Below are 20097 nucleotides of genomic sequence, written 5' to 3'. Positions count from 1 at the left end.
AGCGAATTTCTCTTTGGCCATGATAGCCTCCGTCTGAACTGATGTTGCGTTTGAAGCGGTGCGGGTGGCGCCCCGAAGGGCGCCGCCGTCTTAGGCGTACTTGGCGACGACCTTCTCGGCCTCGCCGCGCGGCACCTCTTCGTAATGGTCGAACTGCATCGTGAAGTTGGCACGGCCCTGAGAGAAGGACCGGAGCTGGTTCACGTAACCGAACATGTTGGCGAGCGGCACCATCGCGTTGATGACGTTCGCGTTGCCGCGCATGTCCTGGCCCTGGATCTGGCCACGGCGGGAGTTCAAATCGCCGATCACCGAGCCGGTATACTCTTCCGGAGAGACGACCTCGACCTTCATCACCGGCTCGAGCAGGACCGATCCACCCTTCTGGAGAGCTTCGCGAAGAGCTGCCCGCGACGCGATCTCGAAGGCCAGCGCCGACGAGTCGACATCGTGGTAAGCGCCATCGATGAGCTCAACCTTGATGTCGACGACGGGGAAGCCCGCCAGGATACCGGCGCCGAGGACCGAGTTGAGACCCTTCTCGACGCCCGGGATGTACTCCTTGGGCACCGCACCGCCGATGATCTTTGAGGCGAACTCGAAGCCCTTGCCGGGCTCATTCGGTTCGACCACGAACTTCACCCGGGCGAACTGACCGGTACCGCCGGTCTGCTTCTTGTGGGTGTAGTCGATCTCGGTGCGCTTCGTGAGCTTTTCGCGATACGCCACCTGCGGCTGACCGATATTCGCGTCGACCATGTAGGTACGGCGCAGAATGTCGACCTTGATGTCGAGGTGAAGCTCGCCCATTCCGCGAAGAATGGTCTGGCCAGACTCCTGATCCGTCGAGACCCGGAACGACGGATCCTCGGCGGCGAGCTTGGCGAGAGCGATGCCGAGCTTCTCCTGATCGGCCTTCGACTTCGGTTCGACGGCGATCTCGATGACGGGTTCGGGGAACTCCATCTTCTCGAGGATCACGGCCTTGCTCGGATCGCACAGGGTGTCGCCCGTACGGGTGTCCTTGAGGCCGGCCAGGGCGACGATGTCACCCGTGAAGGCTTCCTTGACGTCCTCGCGGTTGTTGGCGTGCATGAGGAGCATGCGGCCGACGCGCTCTTTCTTGTCGCGCGAGGAGTTGAGCACGTTGGCGCCCGACTCAATCTTGCCCGAGTACACGCGACAGAACGTGATCGTTCCGACGTGGGGATCGTCCATGATCTTGAAGGCGAGCATGGAGAAGGGATCCGAATCCGACGGGTGCCGGACGGTCTCTTCCTCGGTTTTGAAGTCGAGGCCCTTGATCTCGCCGCGATCGGCAGGAGACGGCAGGTAATCGACCACGGCGTCGAGCAGGGGCTGGACGCCCTTGTTTTTGAAGGCCGAGCCGCACAACACCGGATGGAAGGCGCGACGCTGGACGGCGGTGCGCACGAGACGGTGCATCGTCGCAGCGTCGGGCTCGACTCCGTCGAGATAGGCCGACATGGCATCGTCATCCATCTCGACGCAGGCTTCGACGAGCTTGACGCGGTATTCCGCGGCCTGATCGGCGAGGTCTGCGGGGATCTCGGTCTCGGCGAACTCAGCGCCGAGCTTTTCAGACGTCCAGACGATGGCCTTCATCTTGATCAGGTCGATCACACCCTTGAAGGTGTTCTCGGCGCCGATCGGGAGCTGCAGGCACACAGGCTTGCCGGCGACCCGGTCGATGATGTCGGCGACGCACTTGAAGAAGTCGGCGCCGATCTTGTCCATCTTGTTGACGAACACGACGCGCGGCACGTCGTACTTGTCAGCCTGACGCCAGACGGTCTCGGTCTGCGGCTCGACACCCTGGTTGCCGTCGAGGACGCACACGGCCCCGTCGAGGACGCGGAGCGAACGCTCGACTTCGATGGTGAAGTCGACGTGGCCGGGAGTGTCGATGATGTTGAGGCGCTTGTCGCGCCAGAAGCAGGTCGTGGCAGCGGAGGTGATCGTGATGCCACGCTCCTGCTCCTGCGTCATCCAGTCCATGGTCGCGGCGCCGTCATGGACTTCGCCGATCTTATGGGACTTGCCGGTGTAGTACAGGATCCGCTCGGTGGTCGTGGTCTTGCCAGCATCAATGTGAGCCATGATGCCGAAGTTGCGGTAGTCCTCGATCGCGTGCGTGCGGGGCATCGGATTGCTCCTGAAAGGGTCCGGGTCCGCTTACCAGCGGTAGTGCGAGAAGGCGCGGTTGGCTTCGGCCATCCGGTGGGTGTCTTCCCGCTTCTTCACGGCGTTGCCGCGGTTGTTGGCGGCATCGAGGAGTTCGGCCGAAAGGCGCTCGACCATGGTGCGGTCATTGCGGCCACGGGCGGCCTGGATCAGCCAACGGATGGCGAGCGCCTGGCGACGCTCGGTGCGCACCTCGACGGGAACCTGGTAGGTCGCGCCGCCGACGCGGCGGGAGCGGACCTCGATGGCCGGAGCCACGTTCTCGAGGGCAGCGCGGAACACCTCGATCGGGTTGGCGCGGGCACGGTTCTCGACGATGTCGAAGGCACCGTAGACGATCCCTTCGGCGATGGATTTCTTGCCCTCGTACATGATCGAATTCATGAACTTGGTCAGGACGATGTCGCCGTACTTGGCGTCGGGAATGATTTCGCGCTTCTCGGCAGAATGGCGGCGGGACATCGCTCGCTCCGTCTAAATCTAAGGTCTTGAAACCACCCCGCGCAGGCCGCCTTGAATTCCTCTCCGGAACCGGCAGCATCCTTACGGGGTGCACGAAAGTCTTACTTGGGACGCTTGGCGCCGTACTTCGAACGACGCTGCTTGCGGCCCTTGACGCCCTGCGTGTCGAGCACGCCGCGCAGGATGTGGTAGCGAACGCCGGGAAGATCCTTCACGCGGCCGCCGCGGATCATCACCACGGAGTGCTCCTGAAGGTTGTGACCCTCGCCCGGGATGTAGCCGATGACCTCGAAGCCGTTGGTCAGGCGAACCTTAGCGACTTTACGAAGCGCCGAGTTCGGCTTCTTCGGAGTCGTCGTGTAGACGCGGGTGCAGACGCCACGCTTCTGCGGGCAGGCGTCGAGCGCCGGCACCTTGTTGCGGCTCTTCTGCGCCTTGCGCGGCTGAGCGATCAGCTGGTTGATCGTCGGCATGCCAATCCTCTCGAAACGCGTCGCCAGCGGCGACCGTCGAAATCCAAATCTCGTTTGGCCCGCCCCGTCGCCGCACGATCCGTGCGATGAAACGCAAAACCGCGCCCCAGGCTGAGATCAGCCTTTGGCGCGTCGTTGCAAGCAGAGGATCACCTGCATTGAAGCAAGCGATCATGCCGGGCTGACACGTGTTCGTCTGTTGAAGTCGGATGCGTTTAGGTAGCGTGGATCCGAGCGAGGCGCTCGTGGATCAAATGCTGCCTACGGCCAGCCGTTCAATGAGGGCCTGATAGAGGGAGATTCGCTCCTCGTCAAGCCGTTGTCCTACCGGACCGTGAACGAAAGTCCGGGTTGGCGATCGAGTCCGGGCTCGTCGGGTGGCGCTTTCGGCCATAGAAAAGGGGCCGCCCATGGGCGACCCCCGTATGCTCGATGCGCCGCGCTAGCGTTATTCGGCGGCGGGCGGCAGTTCGGAGAGGGGTGTCGCACCGCTCTCGGCTGCCTTCTGCTGCAGGATCATGGCGTCGCGACGCCGCGCGACCGCGCGGATGTCGGCGGCCATGGAGCCCGTGCCCGCCGGGATGAGCGACCCGACGATGACGTTCTCCTTGAGACCCTCGAGGTAGTCGATCTTGCCGTTGACGGCCGCTTCGGTGAGAACGCGGGTGGTCTCCTGGAACGATGCGGCCGAAATGAACGACTTCGTCTGCAGCGACGCCTTGGTGATGCCGAGGAGCACGGGCACGCCAACGACGGGACGCTTGCCCTCGGCCAGCAGCTTCTCGTTCACGTCCGCGAGTTCCGTCCGGTCGATCTGGTCACCCGTGAGGATGTCCGAATCGCCGCCGTCGGTGATCTCGACCTTCTGCAGCATCTGCCGGACGATGACCTCGATGTGCTTGTCGTTGATGGCCACGCCCTGGAGCCGGTAGACCTCCTGGATCTCGTTGACGAGGTAAGCAGCCAGCTCCTCCACGCCCTTGATCGCCAGAATGTCGTGCGGCGCTGGATTGCCGTCGACGATGTAGTCGCCGAGTTCCACCACGTCCCCGTCCTGCAAGTGAATGTGCTTGCCCTTGGGGATGAGGTATTCGACGGCCTCCGAGCCATCGTGCGGCGTCAGGGTCAGACGACGCTTGTTTTTGTAGTCGCGCCCGAACTGAATGGTGCCCGACTTCTCGGCGATGATCGCCGCGTCCTTCGGACGACGCGCCTCGAACAACTCCGCCACCCGCGGCAGACCGCCGGTGATGTCGCGGGTCTTGGCCGAATCCGTGGAGACGCGGGCGAGGATATCGCCGGCCTTCACCCGTGCACCCGGATCGTAGCCGATGATGGCGTCGACGGGCAGGAAGTACCGGGCGTCGGAGCCGCGCGGCAGCTTCATGGGCTTGCCGTCGGCGTCGAGCACCAGCATCGCCGGCTTGAGGTCGGCGGTGCGGGCGGTGCCGCGCCAATCGATGACCACGCGCTTGGCGATACCCGTCGATTCGTCCGTGGTCTCCGTGATGGACTGACCGTCGATGAGGTCCTCGTAGGCGACGATGCCGTCCGTCTCGGTGATGATCGGACGGGTGTAGGGGTCCCACTCGGCGATGCGCTGGCCGCGCTTGACCTTGTCGCCCTCGTCGACCCGCAGCTTGGCGCCGTATTGCAGGCGGTGAACCGCACGCTCCGCGCCGTCCGTGCCGACGATGACGACGGCGACGTTGCGGCCCGTGGCGATGAGGTCACCGTCCGTGTTCCGGGCCAAGGCCCGGTTGCGGATCTTGATGGTGCCCTCGAAGCTCGACTCAATGAAGGACGAGTCGGCGATCTGCGCCGCGCCGCCGATGTGGAAGGTGCGCATGGTGAGCTGGGTGCCCGGCTCACCGATGGACTGGGCCGCGATGACGCCGACGGCCTCGCCCATGTTGACGGGCGTGCCACGGGCGAGATCGCGTCCGTAGCAGGTGGCGCAGACGCCGCTCTTGGTCTGGCACACCAGCACCGAGCGGATCTTCACCTCTTGGATGCCCGCCGCCTGGATGGCCGGCAGGTGCTTCTCCTCGATGGTCTCGTTGGTCTTGACGATGACCGTGCCGTCCTGGGCGACGAGATCTTCCGCCGTGGCGCGGCCGAGGATGCGGATGGAGAGCGGTGCCACGACCTGGCCCGCATCCACGATGGCGCGCATGCGGATGCCGGAGGTGGAGCCGCAATCCACCTCGCGGATGACCGCGTCCTGGGCGACGTCGACGAGGCGGCGGGTGAGGTAACCCGAGTTGGCGGTCTTCAACGCGGTGTCCGCGAGGCCCTTACGAGCGCCGTGGGTCGAGTTGAAGTACTCGAGCACGTCGAGGCCTTCCTTGAAGTTCGAGATGATCGGCGTCTCGATGATCTCGCCCGACGGCTTGGCCATGAGGCCACGCATGGCGGCGAGCTGCTTCATCTGGGCCGGCGAACCACGAGCACCGGAATGGCTCATCATGTAGATCGAGTTGATCTGCTTGTCGGCGCCGTGCTCGTCCTTCTGGACGGTGGAGATGCGCAGCATCATCTCGGCGGCGAGCTTGTCCGAGCACTTCGCCCAGGCATCCACCACCTTGTTGTACTTCTCACCCTGCGTGATCAGGCCGTCGTTGTACTGCTGCTCGTAGTCCTTCACCAGGGCGCGGGTGTCGTCGACGATGGGCCACTTGTTGTCCGGCACCACCATGTCGTCCTTGCCGAACGAAATGCCGGCCTTGAACGCGTGGTTGAAGCCGAGCGCCATGATGCGGTCACAGAAGATCACCGACTCCTTCTGACCGCAGTGGCGGTAGACGGTGTCGATCATTCCCGAGATCTCCTTCTTGGTCATCAGCTTGTTGACGACGTCAAAGGGGACGTTCTTGTGCAGCGGCAGGGCACCCGACAGGATCACGCGGCCCGGGGTGGTGTCGTAGGTCTTCGTCAGGGGCTCGCCATCGGGACCGATGCCGTTCCAGCGCCAGCGGATCTTCGAGTGCAGCTTGACGGTCTTGGCGGCGAGCGCGTGCTCGAGTTCGCCGATATTGCCGAAGACGCCCTGCATCGGGTTGGTCTTGCTCGTCGGATCGAACGCGCCGACGGCCCCCTCGGCCACGATGGACAGGTAGTAGAGGCCGAGCACGATGTCCTGCGACGGCACGATGATCGGCAGGCCGTTGGCGGGGTGCAGGATGTTGTTCGTCGACATCATCAGCACGCGCGCTTCCAGCTGAGCCTCGAGGCTCAGGGGAACGTGCACGGCCATCTGATCGCCGTCGAAGTCAGCATTGAACGCGGCGCAGACCAGCGGGTGCAGCTGGATCGCCTTGCCCTCGATGAGCTTGGGCTCGAACGCCTGGATGCCGAGGCGGTGGAGCGTCGGCGCACGGTTGAGCATCACCGGGTGTTCGCGGATCACCTCGTCGAGGATATCCCAGACCTCGGGCTTCTCCTTCTCGACGAGCTTCTTCGCCTGCTTCACGGTGGCCGAGAAGCCCTTGGCGTCGAGGCGCGCGTAGATGAACGGCTTGAACAGCTCGAGGGCCATCTTCTTCGGCAGGCCGCACTGGTGCAGCTTCAGTTCCGGACCCACCACGATGACCGAGCGGCCGGAATAATCGACGCGCTTGCCGAGGAGGTTCTGACGGAAGCGGCCCTGCTTGCCCTTAAGCATGTCGGCGAGCGACTTCAGGGGACGCTTGTTGGCGCCGGTGATGACGCGGCCACGCCGGCCGTTGTCGAACAGCGCGTCCACCGCCTCCTGAAGCATGCGCTTCTCGTTGCGGATGATGATGTCGGGCGCGCGCAGCTCGATCAGCCGCTTCAGGCGGTTGTTGCGGTTGATGACGCGGCGATACAGGTCGTTGAGATCGGAGGTCGCGAAGCGGCCGCCGTCGAGGGGCACCAGCGGACGCAGGTCCGGCGGAATCACGGGCACGACGGTGAGGATCATCCACTCGGGCTTGTTGCCCGACATCTGGAAGGCCTCGATGATCTTCAGGCGCTTGAGGAGCTTCTTCGGCTTCAGCTCGGAGGTCGTGGTGGCGATCTCTTCGCGCAGCGAATCGGCGATGCCGTCGAGGTCGAGTTCCTGCAGGATCCGGCGGATGGCCTCGGCACCGATCATGGCGGTGAAGCTGTCCTCGCCGTACTCCTCCTGGGCGCGCAGGTACTCCTCCTCCGACAGGAGCTGGCGCTCCTTGAGGGGGGTGAGACCCGGCTCGATGGTGACGTAGGACTCGAAGTACAGGATCCGCTCGAGGTCCTTCAGGGCCATGTCGAGCAGGAGGCCGATGCGGCTCGGCAGGGACTTCAGGAACCAAATGTGGGCGACGGGGGCGGCAAGCTCGATGTGGCCCATGCGGTCGCGCCGCACGCGCGCGAGGGTGACCTCGACGCCGCACTTTTCACAGATGACGCCCTTGTACTTCATGCGCTTGTACTTGCCGCACAGGCACTCGTAGTCCTTGATCGGTCCGAAGATCCGGGCGCAGAATAGGCCATCGCGCTCGGGCTTGAACGTACGGTAGTTGATCGTCTCGGGCTTCTTGATCTCGCCGAAAGACCACGAGAGGATCTTTTCCGGCGACGAGATCGAGATCTTGATCTGGTCGAAGCTCTGGGGCTGAGCCTGCTGGTTGAAAAGATTCATGACCTCTTGGTTCATGGATCAACTCCTGCTGACGGGGCGCGCCCTCCGCCGAGGGGCTACCGCGTGCTGTAAACGTAAAGTCGGCGCCGCGACTGCCTCAGTCGCCGCTGGCCGTGGTCTGTCCGAGAGGCGCTTCCCCTCCCCGCTCGAACCGCGCCGGCTTGGGAGCCGGCGCGGGAGCGTGATGCGGTGGTTACTCGGCCGCCTCGGCGGGCGGCTCGATCTGGTCGTTGGCGGTCTGCTTCGACGAGGTGAGCTCGACGTTGAGGCCGAGGGAGCGCATCTCCTTCACGAGCACGTTGAAGCTCTCGGGGATGCCGGCTTCGAAGGTGTCGTCGCCACGCACGATGGCCTCGTACACCTTGGTGCGGCCGGCGACGTCGTCCGACTTCACCGTGAGCATCTCCTGCAGGGTGTAGGCGGCGCCGTAGGCTTCGAGGGCCCAGACCTCCATCTCGCCGAAGCGCTGACCGCCGAACTGCGCCTTGCCGCCCAGGGGCTGCTGGGTGACGAGGGAGTACGGACCGATCGACCGAGCGTGGATCTTGTCGTCCACGAGGTGGTGCAGCTTCAGCATGTAGATGTAGCCCATGGTGACCTTGCGGTCGAAGGGCTCACCCGTGCGGCCGTCATAGAGGGTCGACTGGGCCGACCGGTCGAGACCGGCCATTTCCAGCATCTGCTCGATGTCGGCTTCCTTGGCGCCGTTGAACACCGGGGTGGCCATCGGCACGCCGCGACGCACGTTGTTGGCCGCCTCCGCCATGTCCTCGTCCGACAGGCCTTCGAGCTCGGACGGCGAGTAGATCGCCTCCATCTCCGCCTTGAGGGGCGCGATGTCGTTGCTGCGAAGGTAGGCGTCCACCGCCTGGCTGACCTTGCGGCCGAGACCGGCCGCCGCCCAGCCGAGGTGGGTCTCGAGGATCTGACCGACATTCATGCGCGACGGCACGCCGAGGGGGTTCAGCACGATGTCGGCATGGGTGCCGTCCTCGAGGAACGGCATGTCCTCGATGGGCACGATCCGCGACACGACACCCTTGTTGCCGTGGCGGCCGGCCATCTTGTCGCCCGGCTGGATCTTGCGCTTCACCGCGACGAAGACCTTGACCATCTTCATCACGCCGGGGGGCAGCTCGTCGCCGCGCTGCAGCTTCTCGACCTTGTCGAGGAAGCGCTGCTCGAGGCGCTTCTTCGACTCGTCGTACTGCTTTTGCATCGCTTCCATCTCGGTCATGAGACGGTCGTCGATCACGGCGAACTGCCACCATTGCGAGCGCGGGTACTCGCTGAGGAGCTCACGGTTCAGCGTGGTCTCCTTCTTGAAGCCCTTCGGACCGGCGATGGGCGCCTGACCGATGAGCACGGTGGCGAGGCGCGCATAGGTGTTGCGATCGAGGATCGCCTGCTCGTCGTCGCGGTCCTTGGCGAGACGCTCGATTTCCTCGCGCTCGATGGCCTGGGCGCGCTCGTCCTTGTCGACGCCGTGGCGGTTGAACACCCGGACCTCGACGATGGTGCCCGTCACGCCCGGGGGAACCCGGAGCGAGGTATCGCGCACGTCGGACGCCTTCTCACCGAAGATGGCGCGCAGGAGCTTCTCCTCCGGCGTCATCGGGCTCTCGCCCTTCGGGGTGATCTTGCCGCACAGGATGTCGCCCGCATGGACCTCGGCACCGATGTAGACGATGCCGGCCTCGTCGAGGTTCTTCAGGGCCTCTTCCGAGACGTTCGGGATGTCGCGGGTGATTTCTTCCGGACCGAGCTTGGTGTCTCGGGCCATCACCTCGAACTCCTCGATGTGGATCGAGGTGAACACGTCATCCTTCACGATCCGCTCGGAGAGCAGGATCGAGTCCTCGAAGTTGTAACCGTTCCACGGCATGAACGCGACGAGCACGTTGCGGCCCAGAGCCAGCTCGCCGAACTCCGTCGACGGACCGTCGGCGATGATCTCGCCCTTCTTCACGGCCTCGCCGACGCGCACCAGGGGCTTCTGCGTGATGCAGGTCGACTGGTTGGAGCGCTGGAACTTCTGCAGGCGGTAGATGTCGACGCCGGGCTTGTTGGCGTCGGCCTCCTCCGTGGCGCGGATAACGATACGGGTGGCGTCCACCTGGTCGACGATGCCCGTGCGCCGCGCCGCGATGGCGGCACCGGAATCGCGGGCGACGACGGCTTCCATGCCCGTGCCGACGAAAGGCGCGTCGGCGCGGACGAGGGGCACCGCCTGGCGCTGCATGTTCGAGCCCATGAGGGCGCGGTTCGCATCGTCGTTTTCCAGGAACGGGATGAGGGCGGCGGCCACCGAGACGAGCTGCTTCGGCGACACGTCCATGAGGTCGACGCGGTCCGGCGGCACGACGATGACGTCGCCGGCGCGACGGCAGACCACGAGGTCTTCCGTGAGCTTGAAGGCTTCGTCCATCTGCGCGTTGGCCTGCGCGACGTAGTACTTCGCCTCCTCCATGGCGGAGAGATAGGCGACGTCCTTCGTGACGATGCCGTCCTTAACCTTGCGGAAGGGGGTCTCGATGAAGCCGTACTTGTTCACGCGGGCGAAGGTCGCCAGCGAGTTGATGAGGCCGATGTTCGGGCCTTCCGGCGTCTCGATCGGGCAGATGCGGCCGTAATGGGTCGGGTGCACGTCGCGCACCTCGAAGCCGGCGCGCTCGCGGGTCAGACCACCCGGGCCAAGCGCCGAGAGGCGGCGCTTGTGGGTGACCTCCGAGAGCGGATTGGTCTGATCCATGAACTGCGACAGCTGCGACGAGCCGAAGAACTCGCGCACGGCGGCGGCGGCCGGCTTCGCGTTGATGAGGTCCTGCGGCATCACGGTATCGATGTCGACGGACGACATCCGCTCCTTAATGGCGCGCTCCATGCGCAGGAGGCCCAGGCGGTACTGGTTCTCCATGAGTTCGCCCACCGAGCGCACGCGGCGGTTGCCGAGGTGATCGATGTCGTCGATCTCGCCCTTGCCGTCGCGCAGGTCCACCAGGGCCTTGACCACGGCGAGCATGTCCTCGCGGCGCAGAGTCCGCACGGTGTCCTCGGCGTCGAGGTCGAGGCGCATGTTCATCTTCACGCGGCCGACGGCCGAAAGGTCGTAGCGCTCGGAATCGAAGAACAGGGAGTGGAACATCGCCTCGGCGGTATCGAGGGTCGGCGGCTCACCCGGACGCATGACGCGGTAGATGTCGAACAGGGCGCCCTCGCGGGCGGAGTTCTTGTCCACGGCGAGCGTGTTGCGGATGTAGGGGCCGACGTTGATGTGGTCGATGTCGAGCACGGGCAGCTCGGTGACGCCGACCTCTTCCAGGCTCTTGAGGAGCTTGTCGGAGATCTCGTCGCCGGCCTCGGCCCAGATCTCGCCCGTGTGGGCGTTGACCAGATCCTCGGCGATGTACTGGCCGATGAGGTCCTCGTCCGTGGCCTTGAGGAACTGAACGCCGCGCTCGGCGATCTGCCGGGCGTTGCGGGCGTTGAGCTTCTTGCCGGCCTCGAGCACGACTTCGCCGGACTCGGCGTCGATGAGATCGACGGAGGCCTTGAAGCCCTTCAGGCGCTCGGCGTCGTACGGCACGCGCCAGTCGGCACCGTCACGGTCGTACTGCACGCGGTTGTAGAACGTCGACAGGATCTCCTCGCCGTCGAGCCCGAGGGCGAACAGCAGGGAGGTCACCGGCAGCTTGCGCTTGCGGTCGATGCGGACGTGGACGATGTCCTTGGCGTCGAACTCGACGTCGAGCCAGGAGCCGCGATACGGGATGATGCGGGCGGCGAACAGGAGCTTGCCCGACGAGTGGGTCTTGCCCTTGTCGTGATCGAAGAACACGCCCGGCGAACGGTGCATCTGGGAGACGATGACGCGCTCGGTGCCGTTGACGATGAAGGTGCCGTTCTCCGTCATCAGGGGCATGTCGCCCATGTAGACGTCCTGCTCCTTGATGTCCTTGACCGACTTCGCGCCGGTATCGGGATCGACGTCGAACACGATGAGACGGAGCGTCACCTTGAGGGGCGCCGCGAAGGTGATGCCGCGCTGGCGGCACTCGTCGACATCGTATTTCGGCTGCTCGAACGTGTACTTCACGAACTCGAGCAGGGCGGTGGCCGAGAAGTCGGAGATCGGGAACACCGACTTGAACACGGTCTGCAGGCCTTCGTCGCCCCGCCCGCCTTCCGGCTCGTCCATCATCAGGAACTGGTCGTAGGATGCCTTCTGAACCTCGATGAGGTTCGGCATCTCGGCGACTTCCTTGATCTTGCCGAAGAATTTGCGAATGCGCTTGCGACCGACCAGCGTGTTGGCCATGGGTGACCTCGCTCCTACGTCCCGCGTACCGGATGCCCGGGGAAGGCTCGTGCCTCCCGCGACCAGGCGATGGACGCGCCCCGCCGGACGCCGTCCTCCCGAACTGAAAATTTCGTGGCCCGTCGCCGGGCCGGTCGTGTCGCCGGAAGCGACGTTAGCCCACGGGCGCGAACCCGCGGGCCTTCGGTGCCGTCAGGCTCGGGCGAGCCTGACGGAAGGTGGTGGGCCGAGCCGGCCCACCGAACGGTCTTACTTGAGCTCGATCTTGGCGCCAGCCTTCTCGAGCTGGGCCTTGAGCTTCTCGGCCTCTTCCTTGTTGACGGACTCCTTGACGGCCTTCGGAGCGCCCTCGACGAGGTCCTTGGCTTCCTTGAGACCGAGGCCGGTGATCGCGCGGACCTCCTTGATGACCTCGATCTTCTTGTCGCCGGCGGAGGTCAGCATGACCGTGAACTCGGTCTGCTCCTCGGCGGCGGCAGCCGGGCCGGCGGCCGGACCAGCGGCGACAGCGACGGCGGCAGCAGCCGAGACGCCCCACTTCTCTTCGAGCATCTTGGCGAGGTCGGCGGCCTCGAGAACGGTCAGCGAGGACAGGTCGTCGACGAGCTTGGCGAGATCAGCCATGGTTGTATTCCTTCAGAAATCGGTTTGAACGGATGGTTTGGGAAGAACGATGCGGCGTCAGGCCGCTTCGTCCTTGGCCTCGTCCTTCGTGGCATAGGCCCCGAACACGCGGGCGAGCTTGGCCGCCGGTGCGTTGACGACCTGGGCGATCTTGGTCGCGGGAGCCTGGACCAGGCCCACGATCTTGGCGCGCAGTTCGTCGAGGGACGGGAGCGAGGCCAGGGCCTTCACGCCGTCCGGGTTCAGGGCTGTCGTGCCCATGGCGCCGCCGAGGATCACGAGCTTGTCGTTGGCCTTGGCGAAGTCCACCGCCACCTTGGCGGCCGCGACCGGATCGCTCGAATAGGCGAGCAGGGTCGGACCCTTCAGGAGGGGCTTGATGGAGGCGACGTCCGTGCCATCGAGAGCGATGTTGGCGAGGCGGTTCTTGGTGACCTTCACGGTGGCACCGGCCTGCTTCATCTGCGTGCGCAGCTTCTGCATGTCGGCGACCGTGAGGCCCTTGTAGTGGGCCACGACGACGACGGACGTGTTCGCGAACACGCCGTTGAGCGTCGAGACGAGATCAGCTTTGGCTGTCCTGTCCACTGGGGCTCTCTCCGGTTGGCGGAACCCGAGAATGGGTCCGCCGGTTGCACATGCCGCCCGGGACGGAACTCGGCTCGAGGAAGCCGGAACGTCCTGGACGACGCTTCACGGCCCTGTCCCCTACCGCCCCCCGGAACGGGTGGACGACACGGGTGAGATGGTTCAAACCGATGCCTCTCGACCCCAGGCGAATCGCCGGGGACGCGAGGATGTTGAATTCGGTCTTCCCCGTCTGTGCAGGCTGGAGAATTAAGCCGGTCACCCGGCGCCTGCAGTCTCGGACAGGACATGGCCGGACGAAGCCTGGAAGAGCTTTCGCCCCTCAAGGCCTTCCGGCCATATCACCTGGTTGCCCAGGGATCTTTCACGCTGGAAACCGACAGATCAGCCGATTCCTTTCCCGCGTATGAAACGTTGAGCGCGGTCTATAGAACCTTGCAAGCAGCCTGCCAAGGGGCCAGGCGCGATTATTCCGCCGCAGCCGCCGATTTCGCTTGACGCCGTTCGGGCTCCGAGACGCCCGCCCGTTCCCCTCCCGCGGGAGGCCGTGACCCGCGGAAAGGGCGGGTGGCTAGGTCGGGAGGAACTTGCGGGCGGCCTGCCACCACGGTGTCCGTACTTGCTTGGCCGCATCCGCCTTCGCCGCGTAGAACGAGGCGTTGTGCTCGCCCCGCAGGGCCTCGCGGGTGAAGCGGATGAGGTGGTGGGCGACGAAACCCATGTTGAAGACCGCCTCGATCTGCCCGCGGCGCAGGGCGTGCCCCGCCGCCTTCCAGAACACACCGCGATAATCCGAAAGGACGCCGACCCGCAGGGCGATGTTGAACCCGAGGATCAGGCCGCGGCGTAGGTTGGTCCGGGTGAGCTTGCCCTTCACCGGCGTCTTGATCCGGTGCGGGTAGGTCCGCTCGACCTGATACTTGAAGCGCTCGAACAGGTTGGCCGGCTCGTAGGCATGGGCGATGGCCCGGCGCCAGCTCGCCACCACGTCGTCGTGCGGCCGCTTGAACAGCACGTTGGATTCGAGCGCCGCGTCGTGGGTGAGGCGCCCCTCGCGGGTGAGCCGGTCCCATAGGGGTGTCTTCGGCAGGGCCTGGAGCAGGTTCATGGTCAGAACCGGCACGGCCGACTTGTCGATGAAGTCGATGAGCTTCTGCTCGGAGCTGTCTGTGTCGGTGTCGAGGCCGAGGATGATGCCCGAGGTCACCTCGAGGCCGTAGCTGTTGAGGGTCTCGATGGCCTCGTACATGGGCACGGCGGCATTGTGCTTCTTATCGATGCCGGCGAGCGCCTCCTCTTCCGGCGTCTCGATGCCGACGAAGACGGTCATGAAGTTGGCCTGACGCATGAGCTCGAGGATGTCGGGCTGTTTCGCCATGTTGAGCGTCGCCTCGCAGGCGAACTGAAGCGGGTAGTTGTGCTTCTTCTGCCATTCCACGAGGTGGGGCAGCATGTCCTTCGTCGCCTTGCGATTGCCGATGAAGTTGTCGTCGACGAAGTAGATCACCGCCGGGTGGCCGGGCTGCGAGATGATGGCGTCGAGTTCGCCGAGCATCTGTTCCGGGCTCTTCAGGCGCGGCTGGCGGCCATAGAGCTGCGGGATGTCGCAGAACTCGCAGCGGTACGGGCAGCCCGACGAGAATTGCAGGGAGCCGATGAGGTAGCGCTTGAGCGGTGCGGCCTCGTAGGCGGGGGCCGGGAAGTCCGAGAGCGGCAGGCGCTCCTTGGTCTCGAGGCGAACCTGGGCCGCCGGAATCGACACGTCGCGGTCGAGGATCGCCACGAGCTCGTCCGTGGCGTCGCCGATCTCGCCGATGTGGAGGTAGTCGAATTCGGGGTACTGCTCGGGCGAGCCCGACACCGACGGGCCGCCCAGCGCCGTGACCTTACCGGCGGCGTGCGCCCGCGCGTAGATGTCCCGGATCTGGGGCGCCTGGATGTGCATGCCCGACACGAACACCGCGTCGGCCCAGGCAAAATCCTCAGCCCCGGCCCGCCGGATGTTCTCGTCGACGAACCGGTACTCCCAGCTCTCGGGCATGTAGGCCGCAATGAGCAGGAGGCCTTGCGGTGGCATGAACGCCTTGACGCCGCCCATCAACGGATAGGCGTGCGCGAACGTCCCGAAGGACGGGGTGTAGGCGGGAAAGACGCACAGAATGCGTCGCTTCGAGGAGACGGAGAGGGTGCATCGCATGGACCCGTATCTAGCACAGCGCCGCGCGAAGGCGTCCCCCTCGTGGCGCGATTTCTTGTTTCCTCCGACGTTTGCCGGGCGGGTCCTCACGGTCCTTTGAACGGACGTCCGGGCCGCTCACTCGATGGGGCTGTCGTCGCCCTCGGTCGCGAGCTGGCGGAGGGTCTTTAGAGCCGTCACGAGGGTGTCGCAGGGCGGTGCGGCCAGGGCGAGGCGCACGGCGTTGGGCGCATGGCCGGGATGGACGGCGAAGGCACTCGCGGGTGTCACGGCGATCCCCCGCCGTGCGGCGGCCGCCACGAAGGTCTCGGCCCGCCACGTCTCCGGCAGGGCGAGCCAGAGATGATAGGCTCGGTCGTCCCCGCGCAGGACGAGATCGTCGAGGGTTTTGCGGGCCAGCGCCTGACGGGCGCGGGCATCGGCCCGCTTCGCCAGCCCGATTCGAGCTGCCTCACCCGACTCCATGAGATGCAGTCCGACGGCGAAGGGTAGCCCTGTGGCCCCCCAGCCTCCTGAGCGGACGCACAGGGCGGTCCGGTCGACGAGGGACGGCGGTGGCGCGATGAAGCCCAGGGTGAGGCCCGGAGCCACCCGCTTCGACAGGCTGTCGACGAGGATCGTCCGGTCGGGGGCGTGGGCGGCCAGGGGGACGGCGTCGCTGAGGAAACCGTAGATCGCATCCTCCACGGCGAAGAGCCCGTGGGTTTCGAGGCTCGCCGCGATGGCCGCCCGGCGCTCCGGCCCCATGGTGATCCCGAGGGGATTGTGCAGGGAGGGCTGAAGGTAGATCCCCCGCAGGGGCGCGGCACGGTGCGCCTGCGCTATGGCATCGGGGCACAGGCCCTCCTCGTCGAGGCCAAGAGGTACCAGTGTGATGCCGAGGCGCGCGGCGATCCCCTTCACGACGGGATAGGTGATCGACTCGACACCGATCCGCTCCCCCGGCGGCGCGAGGGCCGCGAGGGCGGCGGCGACGGCCTGGCGTCCATTGCCCGTGAACAGAAGGGTGTCGGCGGCAGGCGCCCAGCCCGAGCGAGCGAGGAAGCGGGCCGCGATGGTGCGGCCTTCGGGATCTCCGGCTGCCGCCACGGGGGCGACGACATGTGCCAGGCGGTCAGGTCGGAGCAATTCGGCGATTGTACGCGATAGACTGTCGGCTTGATCCGGAAGAACCGAGTAGATGCGTTCGAGATCGACGGCCGTTGCAGGGGGCTCGGCGAAGGCGAGACTTGGTGTGCCGTCATGGGAGCGGACATAGGTCCCGCGTCCGGTCTCGCCGGTCACGAGGCCACGCCGAACCAGCTCTGCATAGACCCGGCTCGCCGTCGAGACGGCGATGCCGTGAGTATAGGCGAAGGTTCGCTGCGGCGGCAGGCGCGCTCCCGGTGCAAGCCGTCCCCTAGCGATATCCTCGGCCAGGCCGTCGGCGAAGGCACGATAGTCGGTCATGGGCAAAATTGATCCGAGATCAATGTTTCGATTGATCCGAGTCATGATCGGATCAATGTTGCTTGGCAAGCCTTCTCGAAGGCGGCTTCGTTGAGATCTGCCATGCCACCCTCCGCTCTGACCGCATCGCCCGTCCTTTCGGCCCGCGTGACGCCCGCCCGGATTGGTTTTCGTGCACGCTGCCGCATCTGGTACGGGCGTTGGCGGCATCGGCGAGCCCTCGGGGCGCTCGAGCCCGAGCAGATGCGGGAGGTCGGCCTGAATCCAATGGATGTCCGATGCGAGACCTGCCGGCCGTTCTGGCGGGCGTAGGTCCCAAACGAAAACGCCCGGCCGCGAGGCCGGGCGTTTCCAGACGTTTGGACAGTTCCGCGGCGGTTAGGCCGGCAGCACCGTGGCCGGCTCGACCTTGACGCCCGGACCCATGGAGGAGGTCACGGCGACGCGCTGGACGTACTGGCCCTTGGCGCCGGCCGGCTTGGCCTTGCTCACCGCGTCGGCGAACGCCTTGATGTTCTCGACGAGCTTGTCGGCGTCGAACGAGACCTTGCCGATGCCGGCGTGAACAATGCCGGCCTTCTCGACGCGGAACTCCACCGAGCCGCCCTTGGCGCCGGCGACGGCACCCTTGACGTCCATGGTGACGGTGCCGACCTTCGGGTTCGGCATCAGGCCGCGCGGGCCCAGCACCTTGCCGAGGCGACCGACCAGCGGCATCAGGTCCGGGGTCGCGATGCAGCGATCGAACTCGATCTTGCCGCCCTGGACGATCTCGAGGAGATCCTCGGCGCCGACGATGTCGGCACCGGCTTCGCGGGCCTCATCGGCCTTGGCGCCGCGGGCGAACACCGCCACCCGCACGGTCCGGCCGGAGCCGTTGGGCAGGTTGCAGACGCCGCGGACCATCTGGTCGGCGTGGCGCGGGTCGACGCCGAGGTTCATCGAGATCTCGACGGTCTCGTCGAACTTGGCGCTGGCCTTCTCCTTAACGAGCTTGATCGCCTCGTCGATGGAATAGAGCTTGAGCGCGTCGATGCCCTCGCGGGCTGCGCGGATGCGCTTGCCTTCGTGTGCCATGGTGCCCTCCCCTTAAGCGACGATGTCGAGACCCATGGCCCGCGCGGAGCCACGGATCATCGCGACGGCGGCATCCACCGAATCGCAGTTCAGGTCGGGCATCTTGCGCTCGGCGATCTCGCGGAGCTGTGCCTCGGTGACCTTGCCCACCGTCGGGCCCTTGCCCGGGGTCTTGGAGCCGGAAGCCGGCTTCTTGCCGATCTTCAGGCCAGCGGCCTTCTTCAGGAAGAAGGTCACCGGGGGCTGCTTCATCTCGAAGGTGAAGGAGCGATCCTGATAGGCCGTGATCACGACCGGGATCGGGGTGCCCTTCTCGATCTGAGAGGTCTTCGCGTTGAAGGCCTTGCAGAATTCCATGATGTTGAGGCCGCGCTGACCGAGCGCGGGGCCGATGGGCGGCGACGGGTTCGCGGCGCCGGCCGGAACCTGAAGCTTCACGTAGCCCGTGATCTTCTTTGCCATAGGGACTGCTCCCAGAGAATGCCCGGCACCCGGCTGGCCTCAGCGCGGATGGAGCGGGCGGTTGCAGGTCGCGGTGCGGTCCGTGAGCCCCGGCGGCGAACCGGGCAGACCTTCCGCGCGTGGTGCCGGGGGAACGAAATCCGCCAACGGCGTTTCGCGGCGGGCGCGGGGCCCGCCGGAAAGAGAGCGATCGATCGTGCCGGATCGATCGCGAACGAGAACTCAGAGTTTCTCGACCTGGGCGTATTCGAGTTCCACCGGGGTGGCGCGGCCGAAGATCGAGACGGCAACCTTGAGGCGCGAACGGCTCTCGTCGATTTCCTCGACGGTGCCGTTGAACGAGGCGAACGGACCGTCCGAGACGCGGACGGTCTCGCCGATCTCGAAGGACACGGAGGGCTTCGGGCGCTCGACGCCCTCGGCCACCTGGCCCTTGATGCGCTCGGCTTCCGAATCCGGAATCGGCACGGGCTTCGACTTGTCGGCCCCGAGGAAGCCCGTGACCTTGGGGGTGTTCTTGATGAGGTGGTAGACCTCGTCGGTCAGGTCGCACTTCACCAGGACGTAGCCGGGGAAGAATTTGCGCTCGGCATCGACCTTGCGTCCGCGACGGACCTCGACGACCTTCTCGGTCGGAACCATGACCTCGTCGAACAGCTCCATCAGGCCACGCTGGGCCGCCTGATCCTTGATGGACTGCGCGACCTTGTTCTCGAAGTTCGAGTAGGCGTGGACGATGTACCAGCGCTTCGACACGTTCTCACCAAATCCTGACGTCGGTCGGCCGGTCGCGGGAACGCGCCCGGCCCGAGGGGTTAGTTGGTCCCGACCCCGAGGATCAGGGTCACGAGGTAGCGCATGGCCTGATCGACCACCGTGAAGAACAGGCTCGCCACGACCACCATGATGAACACCATCACGGTGGTGACGACGGTCTCCTTGCGGGTCGGCCACGTGACCTTGCGGCCCTCGTCACGAACCTGACTCAGGAATTCCACGGGCCCGACGCGCTTGGGAGCCGGCCGCGCAGGCGGCGTCGCCCGGGGCGGTGTCGGCGTGGCGGTGCCGCGCTGAGAAGTGCGCGCGAGATCCGCTTTCTTCGAGGGTTCGTTCGATGCCATGGCGCCAACAACAGGGAGAACGGTCCGGGGATCGGAAAACACGGTGCGACGGTTCGCACCCGAACCCGCCCCGACAGCTTTCATCGATCTCGGAAGGCGACCGCTCTAACGCAAGTCCCGGTGCTTGTCGACTGCACCGGACACCGGCTGATCGAGAGACGGCCTGATCAAAATCTGGGAAACGACGTGAGCGAAACCTGGTGCAGCGGCCAAATGGCAGGAGTGGAGGGACTCGAACCCGCAACCTCCGGTTTTGGAGACCGGCGCTCTGACCAGTTGAGCTACACTCCTATGCGGGACGCGTTCATCGCCGCGGCGCTGCTATAGACCGCCCCGCGCCGGGCCGCAATGGCAAACCGCCCGGGATTCTGCAGGTTGTTTCGGTGAAAAAGCAAACGCCGTGGGACGGGGGTCCCACGGCGTCGCATCGTCAGGAAGAGGGGCGGTCGAGCCGCCCTATCGACTACTCGTTGATGGCG

General features: G+C 65.5%; 13 protein-coding genes and 1 tRNA gene. All 14 read right to left on the bottom strand.

All coding sequences use genetic code 11. The annotated features are described in order from the left end of the window. Nucleotides 1-90 precede the first annotated feature (90 nt). A complete protein-coding gene (gene fusA / locus MFF01_RS15795; protein ID WP_238226937.1) occupies nt 91-2166 on the bottom strand; it encodes an elongation factor G in 2076 nt (691 codons plus the stop codon). Nucleotides 2167-2196: 30 nt separating this feature from the next. Then, complete coding sequence (gene rpsG, locus MFF01_RS15790) at nt 2197-2667, bottom strand: 30S ribosomal protein S7 (protein ID WP_018044233.1); 471 nt, start codon at nt 2665-2667, stop codon at nt 2197-2199. Between the two features lie 101 nt (nt 2668-2768). Continuing rightward, a complete protein-coding gene (gene rpsL / locus MFF01_RS15785) occupies nt 2769-3140 on the bottom strand; it encodes a 30S ribosomal protein S12 (RefSeq protein WP_018044234.1) in 372 nt (123 codons plus the stop codon). A gap of 448 nt (nt 3141-3588) precedes the next feature. Beyond that, on the bottom strand, nt 3589-7797 hold the full coding sequence (gene rpoC, locus MFF01_RS15780; protein ID WP_238226935.1) for a DNA-directed RNA polymerase subunit beta': 4209 nt from the start codon (nt 7795-7797) through the stop codon (nt 3589-3591). A 178-nt stretch (nt 7798-7975) separates the two neighbouring features. Then, entirely contained in the window at nt 7976-12100 is a 4125-nt protein-coding gene (rpoB, locus tag MFF01_RS15775; RefSeq protein WP_238226933.1) for a DNA-directed RNA polymerase subunit beta, read from the bottom strand. Between the two features lie 249 nt (nt 12101-12349). Beyond that, on the bottom strand, nt 12350-12724 hold the full coding sequence (rplL, locus tag MFF01_RS15770; protein WP_238226931.1) for a 50S ribosomal protein L7/L12: 375 nt from the start codon (nt 12722-12724) through the stop codon (nt 12350-12352). A 57-nt stretch (nt 12725-12781) separates the two neighbouring features. Continuing rightward, a complete protein-coding gene (rplJ, locus tag MFF01_RS15765; protein ID WP_238226929.1) occupies nt 12782-13312 on the bottom strand; it encodes a 50S ribosomal protein L10 in 531 nt (176 codons plus the stop codon). Between the two features lie 571 nt (nt 13313-13883). Next, entirely contained in the window at nt 13884-15509 is a 1626-nt protein-coding gene (locus tag MFF01_RS15760; RefSeq protein ID WP_238226926.1) for a B12-binding domain-containing radical SAM protein, read from the bottom strand. 117 nt (nt 15510-15626) lie between these two features. After that, a complete protein-coding gene (locus MFF01_RS15755; RefSeq protein WP_238226924.1) occupies nt 15627-16964 on the bottom strand; it encodes an aminotransferase-like domain-containing protein in 1338 nt (445 codons plus the stop codon). Between the two features lie 372 nt (nt 16965-17336). Next, nucleotides 17337-18035: a 50S ribosomal protein L1 gene (gene rplA, locus MFF01_RS15750; protein ID WP_238226922.1), complete on the bottom strand. Its 699-nt coding sequence runs from the start codon at nt 18033-18035 to the stop codon at nt 17337-17339. 12 nt (nt 18036-18047) lie between these two features. Continuing rightward, the gene (gene rplK, locus MFF01_RS15745; RefSeq protein WP_091975308.1) at nt 18048-18497 is read right to left on the bottom strand and encodes a 50S ribosomal protein L11; all 450 of its coding nucleotides are present in this window, start codon (nt 18495-18497) and stop codon (nt 18048-18050) included. Nucleotides 18498-18719: 222 nt separating this feature from the next. Beyond that, nucleotides 18720-19253 (bottom strand): transcription termination/antitermination protein NusG, encoded by a 534-nt coding sequence (nusG, locus tag MFF01_RS15740; RefSeq protein WP_238226921.1) that lies wholly within the window; start codon nt 19251-19253, stop codon nt 18720-18722. A gap of 59 nt (nt 19254-19312) precedes the next feature. After that, complete coding sequence (gene secE, locus MFF01_RS15735; RefSeq protein ID WP_238226919.1) at nt 19313-19618, bottom strand: preprotein translocase subunit SecE; 306 nt, start codon at nt 19616-19618, stop codon at nt 19313-19315. A gap of 214 nt (nt 19619-19832) precedes the next feature. After that, nucleotides 19833-19909 (bottom strand) — tRNA-Trp (locus MFF01_RS15730). Nucleotides 19910-20097: the final 188 nt, after the last annotated feature.

Source organism: Methylobacterium adhaesivum (assembly GCF_022179065.1).
Taxonomy (GTDB): Bacteria; Pseudomonadota; Alphaproteobacteria; order Rhizobiales; family Beijerinckiaceae; genus Methylobacterium; species Methylobacterium adhaesivum.
The sequence above is the reverse complement of the archived record's forward strand: the minus strand, read 5'-3'. Positions and strand labels throughout refer to the sequence as shown.

Bases quoted from the DNA above. Each gene is read 5' to 3' on its own strand.
- fusA (WP_238226937.1), bottom strand. From the start codon at position 2,166: ATGCCCCGCACGCACGCGATCGAGGACTACCGCAACTTCGGCATCATG.
- rpsG (WP_018044233.1), bottom strand. From the start codon at position 2,667: ATGTCCCGCCGCCATTCTGCCGAGAAGCGCGAAATCATTCCCGACGCC.
- rpsL (WP_018044234.1), bottom strand. From the start codon at position 3,140: ATGCCGACGATCAACCAGCTGATCGCTCAGCCGCGCAAGGCGCAGAAG.
- rpoC (WP_238226935.1), bottom strand. From the start codon at position 7,797: ATGAACCAAGAGGTCATGAATCTTTTCAACCAGCAGGCTCAGCCCCAG.
- rpoB (WP_238226933.1), bottom strand. From the start codon at position 12,100: ATGGCCAACACGCTGGTCGGTCGCAAGCGCATTCGCAAATTCTTCGGC.
- rplL (WP_238226931.1), bottom strand. From the start codon at position 12,724: ATGGCTGATCTCGCCAAGCTCGTCGACGACCTGTCCTCGCTGACCGTT.
- MFF01_RS15760 (WP_238226926.1), bottom strand. From the start codon at position 15,509: ATGCGATGCACCCTCTCCGTCTCCTCGAAGCGACGCATTCTGTGCGTC.
- rplA (WP_238226922.1), bottom strand. From the start codon at position 18,035: ATGGCACACGAAGGCAAGCGCATCCGCGCAGCCCGCGAGGGCATCGAC.
- rplK (WP_091975308.1), bottom strand. From the start codon at position 18,497: ATGGCAAAGAAGATCACGGGCTACGTGAAGCTTCAGGTTCCGGCCGGC.
- secE (WP_238226919.1), bottom strand. From the start codon at position 19,618: ATGGCATCGAACGAACCCTCGAAGAAAGCGGATCTCGCGCGCACTTCT.